The following is a 13,256-nucleotide window of genomic DNA, read 5'->3' as shown; positions in this document are numbered from 1 at the left end:
AATCGAAAAGACGGCGCGCAACATGCACGCCGCCGTCAGGACCGCATCGTAGGCCGGCGCCCCATCATGAGACAAACGTATTTTTCGAATCGACTGATGCATTTTGTGAATGCATGACGTCGGACGGGCCAGGATCGCCCGCCGCCTGCGACAAGTCCGCGTCAACGCGGATACGCGTATGACGCCCTTCGTCGACGTGAACGCCCCATACTCCGCGCGGCGGTCACGCCGGTCACGCCGATCAACCGCCGTCCCGCGCCCCGCCCATGTTGCAACCACGCGACAGCCGGCCACGGAGGAGCGGATGCCACCCGCACACGATCACGCAAAAACCGCCGGCGTCACGCGCGCGCGGCACATCGTGTCAGTTTTGTGAAGGACTCTTGCGGGATCCGGAAAGGTCCGCTCGCCGCCCCGGCGGCCTTGCGCGCGCGATGCGCCCCTACACTTGCGCCGAACTTTCGTTCCCAGTCCCACACGCAGGAGCCCTGACTTGAAAAAAACCCTCATCGCCGGCGCATGCACCGCCGCCCTGTTCGCCCCGCTCGCTCACGCACAGAGTTCGGTCACGCTGTACGGCCTGATCGACGCCGGCATCGTCTACACCAACAACGCGAACGGCGCGTCGCTGTGGCGCCTGAACAGCGGCACCGTCAACGGCAGCCGCGTCGGGTTTCGCGGCACCGAGGATCTCGGCGGCGGCCTGAAGGCGCTGTTCGTGCTCGAGAACGGCTTCAACGTGAACAACGGCGGGCTCGGGCAGGACGGCAAGCTGTTCGGCCGCCACGCGTACGTCGGCCTGAGCCAGAACGGCTTTGGCACGCTGACGCTCGGCCGCCAGTACGACACGATGGTCGACTTCGTCGCGCCGCTGTCGGCCACGGCCGGCGACCTCGGCGACGCGAGCTTCGCGCATCCGTTCGACAACGACAACCTGAACCACTCGCTGCGCATCAACAACGCGGTCAAGTACACGAGCGAGACCTATGCGGGCTTCAAGGTCGGCGCAATGTATGCGTTCTCCAACGCGACGAACTTCGGCGCGAACCGCGCGTACAGCGTCGCGGCGAGCTACACGAACGGCCCGTTGAAGCTGGCCGGCGCGTACCTGCAGATGAACGGCACGAAGGGCTCGACGAGCGCGAGCCCCGGCGCGACCGATGCGGCCGAAGCGAAGAGCCTGAACCAGGGCGGCTGGTCGATCGGCTCGGACCGCATGCGTTCGTACGGCGGCGGCATCAGCTACGGGTTCGGCCCGGCCACCGTCGGCTTCGTCTATACGCGTTCGCAGTACGACAACACGGGTTCGTTCGGCTCGACCGGCCAGGTCGCGTTCAACAACTACGACGTGAACGTGCGCTATGCGGTGACGCCGGCCGTCAGCCTCGGCGCGGCCTACGTGTACACGGACGCGAGCGTGTCGAACCCCGACAGCAAGCACGGCACCGATCCGAAATGGCACCAGGTCGACCTGCAGGCCGTCTACAAGCTGTCGCGCCGCACGGACGTCTACGCGGAAGCGATGTACCAGCACGCAGCGGGCCGCGGCTACCAGGCGTTCATCAACGGCTCGGGCGGCGCATCGAGCACGGCGAACCAGATCGTCGGCACGATCGGCATGCGCACGCGCTTCTGACCGGTGCGATGCGTCGTCGCCCGCCGGCCACGAACCTGCGTTCGCACGCGGGTTCGCCGGCCGCGGGCGGCCTCCATCAATGTTGTGCCATCTGGAAGGCAGCCTGCCTGGAATCGGGGTTTTTGCGCGCGCGGGCGCTGCGTAGACTGCCTGCAAAGGTCGCGGTCACGCATCGCGCGTCGAACCGGCCGCCCACCCCGTACCCAGGAGAACCTCGTGAAATCGCTCGTCGTTACCGCCGCCGCTGCCGTCCTGCTCGCTGCACCGGCCCTGTCTTTCGCCCAGTCGGCCCAGTCGCCCGTCACGCGCGCGCAAGTGCTGCAGGAGCTGATCGATCTCGAGTCGGTCGGCTACAACCCGGCGCGCGGCGAAGTCAACAACTATCCGGACGACATCATGGCGGCGCAGGAACGACTTCACGAAAAGCGTCTCGCGGAACAGAAGGCCGCGCAGGCCGCCTACGGCCACGCCGGCGCACCGACGACGGAATCGGGCGCGGCGGCCAAGCCCGCGCTGTAACGGCATGACGAAGCGCCGCGCCCGCATGAACGATGTCATGCAGGCGCGGCGCGGTTGCGTTCGCTTGATTGGCTTGAAGAGAAGACGCCGGCAGCGTGGCAATGCGCCGGTACGCGCCCGCCGCTCAGGCGGCCTGCGGTTCGCGATCGATCGCGTTCAGCATTTCGACGTCGCGCGCGATCATCCCCGGCACCTGGGCCCGCAGCATCTCGACCCAGGTCCGCACCTTCGCATCGACGAAGCGGCGCGACGGATACAGCGCGTACACGTTCATCTTCTGCAGGATATGCGCGGGCAACACGCGGACGAGCGTGCCGTCGCGCAGCGCGTCGATCGCCGAGTACAGCGGCAGCATGCCGATCCCGATGCCGTCGCGGATCGCGAGGGCAAGCGATTCGGCCGTATTGGTCTGCACCGGCCCCGCGACGTGGATCTGCTCGACACCTTCCGGCCCTTCGAGCACCCATTCGTGCGTCGGGAACGCCGGCGTGCACAGCGTCAGGCATGCGTGCGCAGCGAGATCCTGCGGACGTACCGGTGCGCCGTGGCGTTTCACATAGTCGGGCGACGCGCACAGGATGCTGAAGGTCGAGCCGAGCAGGTGCGACACGAGTTCCGAATCGGGCAGCGACGACGCGGTCACGACGGCCATGTCGCTTGTGCCGTCGAACAGGTCGGGCATGCGCTGCGACAGCGACAGTTCGATCGACACGTCCGGGAACTGCGCGTGATAGCGCGTCAGCGCGGGCAATACATAGTGATGACCGACGCTCGCGAAGCTGTGCATGCGCAGCACGCCGGCCGGCCGTTCGTGTGCGCAGCTCGCCTCTTCTTCCGCGCGGTCGACGTCGGCGAGGATCTGGCGGCAGCGCCGCAGATAGCTTTCGCCGGCCGACGTGAGCGCGAGACGGCGCGTCGAACGATTCATCAGACGGGTGCGCAGGCGCGCCTCGAGCTCCGACACCGCGCGCGACATCGCGCCCGTCGTCGAATTCAGCGATTGCGCGGCAGCGGTGAAACTGCCCGTCTCGACGACGCGCGAAAACACCCGCATGTTTTGTAGGGTATCCATTCCTGTGAGCAACCTGTAGCGGAGCCGCTATTTTCCTCCACGGGATGCGACAGATTGTTACTCCGGCTGCAACTATCGTTTCCCCGAAGCTGCGTTAATGCGCGGGCGCCGCCCTCCTACAATCGGCGCCTCAACAGTCGAACGGACCCGTTCGGACGTGCCAGGCACCTCGCCCGGCCCCGTACCGGCCCCCTCTTTTCATGAAGCCACAACCTGCGATCGAGCGTCCTTCCATCGAACCGGCACGATGGAGGACCTGGCTCGATCCACTCGGCGACGCGGCGCGCGACTGGGCCGCGAGCGACGGGCTGATCTGGCTGCACCTCGCGAAAACCGTGTTCGCGGCACTTCTCGCGATGGGCATCGCGATGCGCCTGGAGATGTCGCAGCCGCGCACGGCGATGACGACCGTGTTCGTGCTGATGCAGCCGCTGTCGGGGATGGTGTTCGCGAAGAGCTTCTACCGCGTGCTCGGCACGGCGGCCGGCCTCGTCGCCGCGCTCGCGCTCGGCGGGCTGTTCGCGCAGCAGCCCGAGCTGTACATGGCCGGCATCACGCTGTGGATCGGCACCTGCATCGCGCTCGCGGTGCGCAACCGCCACTTCCGCTGGTACGGCTTCGTGCTCGCCGGCTACACGGCCGCGCTGATCGGCCTGCCGTCCGTGATGACCCCGCAGACGCTGTTCCAGTCCGCGCTCACGCGCGCCGCGGAAGTCGCGCTCGGCATCGCGTGCTCGGGCGCGGTCAGCGCGCTGATCCTGCCGCTCAGCTCCGCGAAGGCATTGATGCGTTCACTGGGCACCCGTCATGCGACGTTCGCGGCGTTCACGGCCGGCGCACTCGCCGGCGACGTCGCGCGCGGCGATTTCGAGCGGCGCTTCGCCGATTTCGTCGACGACATCGTCGGCTTCGAGGCCAACCGCGCGTTCGCATCGTTCGAGGATCCGCACATTCGCGCGCGCAGCCGCCGCCTCGCGCGGCTGAACAGCGAGTTCATGAATGCGTGCACGCGGCTGCATGCGCTGCACCAGCTCGTCAAGCGATTGCGCGCCAATGGCTCCGACGCGGTGCTCGATGCGCTGGCGCCGCACGTCGATGCGCTTGCGCAACGCTTCGCCGCGCTGCGCGACGAGCGGCAGCGCGGCATCGCGCCGGCCACCGGCGCACTGCTCGAACTGCGTCGCTTCCACAGCGCGTTGCCGAAAGCCGCGCGCGCGTCGCGGCGAACCATCGAGGAGCATGCGGCCGGCGGCCTGCTCGACTTCGATACCGCGATCGAGCTGCTGTACCGCTTCATCGGCGAATATCTCGGCTACGCCGACACCTATGCATCGCTCGACCAGGACGATCACGCGTTCGAGCGCTCGGTCACGCACTACGCGGTGAAGACCAATTCGTTCTTCGTCGGGTTCGCGTTCCTGCGCACGATCGTCGCCGTCGGCGCGATGAGTGCGTTCTGGCTCGCATCTGAATGGCCGAGCGGCCCGCTCGCCGTGATCGCCACCGCGATCTCGTGCGCGCTCAGCTCGACGTCACCGCGCGCGCCGAAGTTCGTCGCGCAGATGAGCGTCGGCGCGGCGTTCGCGACCGCCGTCGGCTACGTGTTCCTGTGCTACGTGTATCCGAACATCGAAGGGTTCCCGCTGCTGTGCGCCGCGCTCGCGCCGGTGCTCGGCCTCGGCGCGTTTCTCGCGATGCGGCCGGGCTTGTCCGGCTACGGGATCGGCTTCGCGGTGTTCTTCTGCCTTCTCGCGGGGCCCGACAACGTGATCGCCTATACACCCGAGGTGCTGATCAACAACGGGCTGGCGATCGTCGTCGCGATGCTCGCATGCTCGCTCGTGTTCGCGGTCGTGTTTCCTACCCACATGCCGTGGCTCACGGGCCGCATCGCGCACGACCTGCGCCGCCAGGTCACGCTGGCGTGCGAAGGGCCGACGGAGCGCCTCGCGCAGCGCTTCCAGTCGAGCACGCACGACCTGATGGCGCAACTGCGCACGCTGCTCGTGCGGCGCACGCGACAGCATCGCGACGCGCTGCGCTGGATGCTGTCGACGCTCGAGGTCGGCCACGCGGTGATCGACCTGCGCGACGAACTGAACGCGTTCTGTGAATCGAAACCGCCGCAAACACTGCGCTGGACCGGCTCGATCGACGCGGTGCTGCACGAGTTGCCGCGCTTCTTCGACGACCCGACGCCCGGCCACCACGCGCGCACGCTGAAATCGGTGAACCTGGCGATCCGCGCGGCGCAGCACACGCTGCAGGCGTGGTATGCGGTGCCCAACGAGCGGCACCGGATGCAGCGCATCGTCGGCTGCCTGCACTTCATGCGCAGCGCGCTGCTGGACAAGGATGCGCCATTCAACCGGCACCGCCATTGACGATCGGTGCGCGCGCAACGGGATCCTTGTTCCGGATGGAAATAAGCTCTACAGCCGCGGTGATTAATCTTTAAGCAGTGCGAGCCTATAGTTTCCTCACTGCCAGCGAGACTGGCACCCACCCAGGAGAAACCAAAATGAAGCCGCTGCACCTCGCCCTCGTTGCCCTGTCGCTCACCGCTGCTGTTGCTCACGCACAGCCGGCACCGGCAGACGCCGCACCGCAACAGGCGAACCGCGCCGAAGCCGTGAAGGCCGCCGGCCGCGTCGATCGTTCGCAATCGAAGCAGGAAGACCCGAACGCGTGTGTCGGCCCCGTCAGCTTCTGCAACATCTACTTCGGCAGCTGAGCATGACGCCGCGTCGTCACGGCCAGGCCCGCACCGCCCGCGTTGCATCCATGGGCGAGCGGCGGCCCGGCCGCTCGCCGCATCGCCGCTCCCCTGCGCGCCGCTTCGATTGAAGCGGTGCATGCCGTTTCAGGCGCCGCGCCCCGGCCGCCAGCCCACCTCGCGCAACGCATCCAGCAAGCGCGCCTGCCCCAGCCCTTCGACCCGCGCCCCGCGCGACTCGACGTCGCCGCCCGCGACGAGCGCATTCACGATCGCTTCCTCCACCGCTTCCGCCGCCGCCACGAACAGCGCGGAAATATGGTCGTTGTTGACCATCTTCACGCCGGTGGTCGGCGCGCCCTTGCTGCCGTAGTTCGCCGCCGGCAGGCCGTTGTTGCCCGTGGCGAACGCCAGGAAGATGTCGCCGCTCGAATCCTCCGTACCGCCGCCGACGCGCGCCAGCCCGACGCTCGCGCGCTGGGCGAGACGCGTGCACTGGTGCGGCAGCAGCGGCGCGTCGGTCGCGATCGTCACGACGATCGAGCCCATCCCGGCCTCGCCCTGCGCGTCGGGCGCGCGGAACGGCGAAGGCACGTGCCGCAGCACTTCGCCGACCGGATAACCGGCCACGCGCAGCATCTCGCGCACGCCGTAGTTCGCCTGCACGAGCGCGCCGACGGTCCAGCCGCCCAACTCGGCCGCGAGCACGCGCGACGCGGTGCCGATGCCGCCCTTGAACTCGTGGCAGATCATCCCCGTGCCGCCGCCCACGCCGCCTTCGGCAACCGGCCCCGACTGCGCGGCGGCCAGCGCGCGCTGCACATGCGCGGCGCTCACGTGCTGCCCCCAGATGTCGTTCAGCAGCCCGTCGTAGGTTTCCATCACGACCGGCATGCACCAGTACACGCGGCCCGCCGCCGCTTCGCGCTCGTTCGCGACGAGCGCATCGCGCACTGCGCCAACGCTGTGCGTGTTCGTATAGGCGATCGGCGTGGTCAGCAGGCCGGCCTCGCGGATCCATTCGAGCCCCGTCGCGTCGCCGTTGCCGTTCAGCACGTGCACACCCGCGAAGCACGGCGAATCGTGCGCGGCGCCCGCGCGCGGCTCGATGACGGTGACGCCGGTGCGGATCGACGCGTCGCCGTTCTCGACGTTCAGCGTGCAATGTCCGACCCGCACGCCCGGAACGTCCGTGATCGCGTTGAAGCGGCCCGGCGTGCCGAGCCCGATGCGGATGCCGAGATCCCTCGTGCGCATGATGCAATTCCTCCCGTCTTTCAATGGTTCGGTGTTTCGATGTTTCGGTACGGCAAGCTTTCGATCCCGCGCTCAGAGCGTGCGGAAAGCTTCGCTGTGGCGCGCCCAGACCACATACATCACGAGCGCGGCGACCAGCAGCCCCGCGATGATGATCAGGTCGGTCGGTTTCGTGGCCGTTGCGAGCGTGGTGTAGAGCGTATACGCGGCGCCGGCTACCGCGACGAGCGGCGTCACGGGCCACAACGGCATCCGGTAATGATGCTCGACGTCACGGCGCACGAAGCGGCTCGCGAGCGCGGCCAGCCCGACGACCAGATAGATCAGCAGCAGCAGGTCGACCGTGAACGCGGTCAGTTCGTCGAGGCTCGACACGAACACGAGCCCCGCCGACGGCACCGCGAGCGCGATGGTGGCGAGCCAAGGCGATTCGAAGCGCGGATGGATCGTCGAGAAGGCGCGGTTGCAGGTGCGCGACCAGAGCGCATGCCGGCCGCTGCTGTACAGCAGCCGGCCCATCGTGATCACGATCGCGATGATCGCGTTGAACACCGACAGGAAGATTCCGCCGCTGACCACGCGCGACACGGCCGGATTGCTCAGCGAACGCACGACATAGCCGATCGGGTCGGCGCTCTTCGTCAGCTCGGTCAGCGAAGGCGCACCGAGCACGATCGCGGTGAGCGGAATGAGTTCGACGACGAGGATCACGAGCAGCGAGTAGATCACCGCCTTCGCGACATTGCGGTTGCCGCCACGCAGGTCTTCCGCGAGATAGGCGGCCGAGCCGAAGCCGTTGTAGCAGAAGATCGCCGTGCCGATCGCCGGGACGATCGCGGCCAGCGTCGCCGGCACGAGCGCGTTGCCGCTCGCGACGACCGGCGCGATCAGCGCGTCGGCGCCGCGATGCGGCGAACCGAAGCCGAGGCCCGCGATCAGCATCAGCACGCCGATCTCGACGACGAGAAACGCGCCCGTGATCCACGCGTTCGTCTTGATGTTCAGCATGCCGAGCAGGTAGCTGAGCAGCACGATCGTCAGCGCGACCGACTGGTTGCTGAAATGCGTGCCGAGCGCGTTGTTCAGGTAGGGCGCGGCGCCGCTCGCGAGCACGGCGGGGATGAACACGCTGACGGACAGCACCGTGATGAAGGTCAGGTAGCCGGGCAGCGTGCCGAACACGCGCTTGGCCATCACGTACTCGCCGCCCGCGCTGCGGTGCGCGGCACTCAGCTCCGCATAGCAGAGCGCGAACGCCAGCGCGAGCACGCCGCCGAGCAGGAACGACAGCACGGCGCCGCTGCCGGCCTGCTGGATCGCGAACGGCGCGATCACGAAGATCGAACTCGCGGGCGTCACGCCCGATACGGTGATCATCACCGCATCGCGCACGCTGAGCGTCTGCGACAGCGCGCGCGGCGCGTCTTCCGTTGCAGGCGCCGCTTGCAGCGTGCCCGTCGATTCCGACATCATCGCCATTTCGTTCTCCTGTGCTTGGGCCAATCCTTTGCCACTTTTTTTTGAACGCCCATACTCGGGCCCGATTGATTGCGTGGCAGTCTAGGAAGCCAATTTCAGGACCGCTATTCCCCCTTCGTGTTACGCCCTTCCGGTGGTGGTATGGATCGTCTCTTTTCCGAAATCGCGATGCACCAGGCGCTCGGCCGCGCAATCGATCATCTCGGCCAGCCGCGCTTCTGGCGGTTCCTGGTGCTGCTGCTCAATGAAATGGTGCCGTTCGACAACGCGCTCGCGACCGCGATCGGCCGCGACGGCGTGCCGCTCGTACTCGACGAATACGACACGGGCGGCACCGACGCCGCATCGCCCGTGCCGCTCTACCTGAACGGCGTGTATCTGCTCGACCCGTTCCTGCAGGCCGCGCACGACGGGCTCGCCGACGGCTGCTACCGGCTCGAGGAAGTCGCGCCCGACCTGTTCCGGCAGAGCGAATATTTCCTGAGCTACTTCCGCGACGCGGTCGGCGACGACGAGATCCAGATCCTCGTGCGGCCGAACGCCGACATGCTGCTGTCGCTGTCGCTCGGTGCGGGCACGCGGTTCGACGTCGAGCCGCTCGGCAAGCTGACGGCCGCGATGCCGTGGGTGCTCGCGGCGATCCGGCAGCACTGGCGGCTGGTGGGCGACGCGGCGCGCGCGACGCCCGACGCCGATCTCGGCGCGCGGGTCGAGCAGGCGCTTGCCCGCTTCGGTGCGGGCGTGCTGACCGATCGCGAGATGTCGATCGCGAGAATGGTGCTGCGCGGCAATTCGTCGAAGGCGATCGCCGAGCGGCTCGCGATATCCCCCGAAACGGTGAAGGTGCACCGGCGGCATTTGTACGCGAAGCTCGGGATTTCATCACAGCCCGAGCTGTTTTCGCGCTTCATCCAGGCGCTGGGGGAAGACGCGGCCGGATGACTGCATCGGTGCCGACGGATGGCAACCGGCGTGGAATCGGGCACACTCCGTGAAGCGCCGCAAGCCGCGGTCATCCGGTAACGCCGATGCGGATGCGCCGTCGACAACAGGATTGCCCGACAACAGGAGCCCCGATTCATGTCGCTCATTCCGATCATCGGACTTGGCTGGCTGCTGCTGTGTGCGATCAGTGCCGTATCGATCGTGCTCATCCCGCCGGTGGTACTGGTCGCTTGCCTGATGGGCAAGAACGTCTGGTCGCTCCTGACCCGCGGCCGGCTGCAGTTCGCGTTCCTCGCCTACCTGGGCTCCGCGCCGGTGCCGGCCGTCTTCACGTTCCTGCTGGAAGCCGGCGCCTCGGCCGGGAGTCACGGCGGCGTGGCGTCCGACAGCCTGCGCCAATGGAACGAACAGTTCTTTTTCGTGTTCGTCGCTGCCGCGGCACTGAGCGGCCTGCTGTTGCTGGTGCGGCCGAAAGACAGGCAAACAGCGAACGCCGAACCGTCGCAGCCTGCGCGATAGCCGGCACGCGAACGACGGCGCGCCAAGCCGCCTGCACGGGTCTCGAGCAGGGGCATCGTCATGCGCTGATTCCCGCTACGTCTACGTCGACTTCCACTTCGCGCCGATCTGCGCGAGCCCGGCGTGCTTGAGATCGTCCGGCAACATCACCACGCGGAACTCGCAATCCGCATTCAGCATCAGGAACCACGGCTCCGCGAGCGCCGGGATCTGCGACGGATCGTTCAGGTCGACGATCACGACCGCCCCGCGCCCGCCGTTCTGCTCCGTGAAATACACGGCCTCGGGCTTGACCGCTTCGAGTATTCGCCCGATCACGTCGCCGACGCTGCCGTCGCGCACCAGCGTGTTGAACGGCTCGTGAGGGATTCGTATGTTGAGAAGCATGCGCATGACCATCCTCCTTGGGCTGCGCCCGGCCTGGGCCCTTCAAGCATAGGTGCTGCGCGATGCCGCGGCAGTGGCGCCGAACGCAGCGCCCGGCACGCGTTTACGTTTCGACGATTCGATTTCGTTGCGTGTCGCGTATCAGCCAGCCTGCCGTCGCGTTCGATATCTGTCGTCGACTCAGCGGCACGCTCGCCCGGCCGCGCCGTCCGCATCACGCGGAACGCCCATCCGCCGCCGGCGCGATCGCGAGATGCAGCGGCCGGTCCGGCCGCAGCGTCACGTTCAGCACCGGCCGCGGCGGCTTCATGCCGGGCGGCGCCGACAATGCATAGCGCTGCAGGATCATCGCCGCGACGACCGTCATTTCCGTCATCGCCAGATGCTGCCCGAGACACACGCGCGGACCCGTGCCGAACGGCATGTAGGTGCCGCGCGGTGCGGCCGCCGCGTCGTCGGCAAAACGCTCGGGGCGAAACACGTCGGGCGCGTCGAACCATCTCGCATCGCGCTGCATGAGCTGCAGCGGCAGCATGAACAGCGTCCGCGCGGGAAACTGCCACGGCCCCAGCACGATCGGTCGCGACGCGCGGCGGCTGATCAGGATCGGCGCGGACGGATACAGGCGCAGCGTTTCCTCGAGCGTGTGCGTCAGGTAGCGTAACGACGCTCGCGTCTCGGCGGACGGTGCACAACCGCCCAGCACGCGTGACACTTCATCGCGCGCGGCGGCCTGCGCCGCCGGATTCGTCGCCATGCACCACGCCCACCAGGTCAGTGCGCCGGCGGTCGTCTCGTGGCCGGCGAGGAACGCGGTCATGCATTCGTCGTGCACGGCCTGCAGCGGCCATCGCCGCGCGTCGTCCCGATGCAGCCGCAACAGGCGCGACAGCAGATCGTCGGGCCACGCGTGCGTCGGCAGGTCGAGACGCGCATGCAGTTGCCGGTCGATCAGCCCGTTCAGCACGGCCATCGCCCGCGCCTTGCCGCGCTTCCACGGCACCCAGTCCGGCGTGCTCGCGGGCCAGTAAAAATCGGCGTTGGCCGCCGCGCTCACCGCGCGCACGGCTTCCTCGGCCGCGCGTGCATCGTCGCCGATCGCGTCGGAGAACATCGTGCGCATGATCACGTCCATCGCCAGCGACGTCAGTGCGCTTTCGATCGGCCAGTCCGGATCGCGCGCGGGCCACTGCGCGAGCGCATGTCCGGCCGTCGCCGCGATCGACGGCACGAACGTCTGCACCGCCTTCGGCATGAAATTCGGCTGCAACGCCTGCCGCTTGTCGCGCCACGCGTCGCCTTCTGCGATCAGCACGCTATGGCCGTGGACCTGCGCAAACACGCGGACGGCACGCTCCCAGCGCCCGAGCGCATCGTGATGCGTGACCAGCAGTTCGCGCACGAGCGCGGGATCGGTCACGACCACCGCATGCTCTGGCCACATTCGCAAGTGCATGACATCACCGTATTCGCGCCGCCAGCCGGCCAGCGTGCCGAGCAGGTCGCGCGACATCGCGCGCAACAGACCCCAACCCGTCAGGCCGGCACGCGGCCCCGGCGGCCATACGCCGGGCGGGTGAAGCACGGGCGCCGCAGCAGCAGCGCCCGTATGGAATGGACATGAGGATGTGGATCGCGTGTTCATGGGCCGGATTGTCCGCACCGACATGGCGGCGGTCTTGAACGCAAACGACATCGACACGCGTCGGGCCGCTCCCTATACTCCAGCGTCATGTTCTCCGACCCGTCATCGATCCCGCTGTCGTGCCCCGATCCGCTGGCCCGCGCCCCTCGCGTGCCGGGCGACGGGCGGGCGCCGCATGGACGGCTGTACCCGGCGCCGGCTGCCCTGCAGGGCGCGGTGGTCGCGATCGTGTTGCACGATACGCGCGGGATCGCATTGAGCGACGCGCAGCGGCTCTCGCATTTTCCGGCCACGCCGCTCGTGTGCGTGTCGTGGTATCGGGATCTCGACGTGGGCTTCGTCGAAAACACGGCCGACGGGCCCCGGTGGCGCCCCTTCGGTGCCGCCGTGACGCTGTCGGGCAGCCATTCGGCCCCTACCGTGGCCTGGGCGCCGACGGGCGGACGGATCGGCATGATCTGCTTCACCGCCGATGCGGCGCGGGCGCTGTTCGGCATCGCGCTGGCGGACATCCACGATCGCGTGCTCGACGCCCATGCGTGCCTCGGCCACGACTGGCATCCGCTGCTCGACGCGCTGGCCGGCGCGGACCGCGATGCCGATGCGCTGGCGGCGATCGAACGTCATCTTGCACCGCGCTGGCAGGCGTTACGGCCTGCGACGCCGCTTTCGTCGTTACGCAATGCGGGACGCAGTTGGGTCGAGCGCCTTGCGCTGCAGGCGCGCGAATGGCGGGATACCCACAGCCCGCGGCAGGTCGAGCGGCGGATCAAGACCTACAGCGGCCGATCGCTGCGCGAATGGCAAACGCTCGTCAGGACGGAAAGCGCGTTCTTCGCGGCGCGCGACCGGTACGAAGCCGGCGCCGCGTTCAACTGGGCCACGCTGGCGCTGGACGAAGGGTTCGCCGACCAGGCGCACCTGAGCCGCGAGGTCAAGCGCATCACGGGGTTCTCGCCGAGCGAATTCACGCAACGCTTCATCGACGACGAATCGTTCTGGATGTACCGGCTGTGGGTGTGACGATCGGCGGCGCACCGGCATGGACGCCTGCCCGAGCACAGACATTCCAAGAGTAGAA

12 protein-coding genes are annotated in these 13,256 nt (G+C 67.9%); 7 read left to right on the top strand and 5 right to left on the bottom strand.

Annotated features, from left to right (window positions below):
* Positions 1 to 493 precede the first annotated feature (493 nt).
* Positions 494 to 1,636 (top strand): porin, encoded by a 1,143-nt coding sequence (locus CFB39_RS24725; RefSeq protein ID WP_089474809.1) that lies wholly within the window; start codon positions 494 to 496, stop codon positions 1,634 to 1,636.
* A gap of 216 nt (positions 1,637 to 1,852) precedes the next feature.
* Positions 1,853 to 2,155, top strand: coding sequence for a DUF4148 domain-containing protein (locus CFB39_RS24720; RefSeq protein ID WP_089432642.1), 303 nt, complete (start codon positions 1,853 to 1,855; stop codon positions 2,153 to 2,155).
* 124 nt (positions 2,156 to 2,279) lie between these two features.
* Here CFB39_RS24720 and CFB39_RS24715 read toward each other — a convergent pair whose 3' ends face one another.
* Positions 2,280 to 3,227, bottom strand: coding sequence for a LysR family transcriptional regulator (locus CFB39_RS24715; protein ID WP_089427555.1), 948 nt, complete (start codon positions 3,225 to 3,227; stop codon positions 2,280 to 2,282).
* Positions 3,228 to 3,427: 200 nt separating this feature from the next.
* Between CFB39_RS24715 and CFB39_RS24710 the strand changes: the two genes are divergently transcribed.
* A complete protein-coding gene (locus CFB39_RS24710) occupies positions 3,428 to 5,611 on the top strand; it encodes an FUSC family protein (protein ID WP_089474808.1) in 2,184 nt (727 codons plus the stop codon).
* A 137-nt stretch (positions 5,612 to 5,748) separates the two neighbouring features.
* Positions 5,749 to 5,961 (top strand): hypothetical protein, encoded by a 213-nt coding sequence (locus CFB39_RS24705; protein WP_034191451.1) that lies wholly within the window; start codon positions 5,749 to 5,751, stop codon positions 5,959 to 5,961.
* 129 nt (positions 5,962 to 6,090) lie between these two features.
* Here CFB39_RS24705 and CFB39_RS24700 read toward each other — a convergent pair whose 3' ends face one another.
* Entirely contained in the window at positions 6,091 to 7,200 is a 1,110-nt protein-coding gene (locus CFB39_RS24700; RefSeq protein ID WP_089474807.1) for a P1 family peptidase, read from the bottom strand.
* A gap of 72 nt (positions 7,201 to 7,272) precedes the next feature.
* Positions 7,273 to 8,679: an APC family permease gene (locus CFB39_RS24695; protein WP_089433307.1), complete on the bottom strand. Its 1,407-nt coding sequence runs from the start codon at positions 8,677 to 8,679 to the stop codon at positions 7,273 to 7,275.
* 141 nt (positions 8,680 to 8,820) lie between these two features.
* On the opposite strand from CFB39_RS24695, the gene CFB39_RS24690 reads away from it, so the two are divergent.
* Together CFB39_RS24690 and CFB39_RS24685 are read left to right on the top strand one after the other, a co-directional pair.
* The gene (locus CFB39_RS24690) at positions 8,821 to 9,621 is read left to right on the top strand and encodes a helix-turn-helix transcriptional regulator (RefSeq protein ID WP_089432638.1); all 801 of its coding nucleotides are present in this window, start codon (positions 8,821 to 8,823) and stop codon (positions 9,619 to 9,621) included.
* A 138-nt stretch (positions 9,622 to 9,759) separates the two neighbouring features.
* Positions 9,760 to 10,143, top strand: a complete 384-nt coding sequence (locus CFB39_RS24685; protein WP_089474806.1) for a hypothetical protein — start codon at positions 9,760 to 9,762, stop codon at positions 10,141 to 10,143.
* Between the two features lie 81 nt (positions 10,144 to 10,224).
* Here CFB39_RS24685 and CFB39_RS24680 read toward each other — a convergent pair whose 3' ends face one another.
* Both CFB39_RS24680 and CFB39_RS24675 read right to left on the bottom strand, forming a co-directional pair.
* Positions 10,225 to 10,536: a panthothenate synthetase gene (locus CFB39_RS24680; RefSeq protein ID WP_089474805.1), complete on the bottom strand. Its 312-nt coding sequence runs from the start codon at positions 10,534 to 10,536 to the stop codon at positions 10,225 to 10,227.
* 208 nt (positions 10,537 to 10,744) lie between these two features.
* Positions 10,745 to 12,175 carry a cytochrome P450 gene (locus CFB39_RS24675; protein WP_089475657.1) on the bottom strand — a complete coding sequence of 477 codons (1,431 nt, stop codon included), beginning with the start codon at positions 12,173 to 12,175 and terminating at the stop codon, positions 10,745 to 10,747.
* Between the two features lie 87 nt (positions 12,176 to 12,262).
* Between CFB39_RS24675 and CFB39_RS24670 the strand changes: the two genes are divergently transcribed.
* Positions 12,263 to 13,198, top strand: a complete 936-nt coding sequence (locus CFB39_RS24670) for a helix-turn-helix domain-containing protein (RefSeq protein WP_089474804.1) — start codon at positions 12,263 to 12,265, stop codon at positions 13,196 to 13,198.
* Positions 13,199 to 13,256 lie beyond the last annotated feature (58 nt).

Origin of the sequence: Burkholderia sp. AU6039 (assembly GCF_002223365.1) — a bacterium.
Classification (GTDB): Bacteria; Pseudomonadota; Gammaproteobacteria; order Burkholderiales; family Burkholderiaceae; genus Burkholderia.
This window is presented reverse-complemented; position numbering and strand designations above follow the sequence as displayed.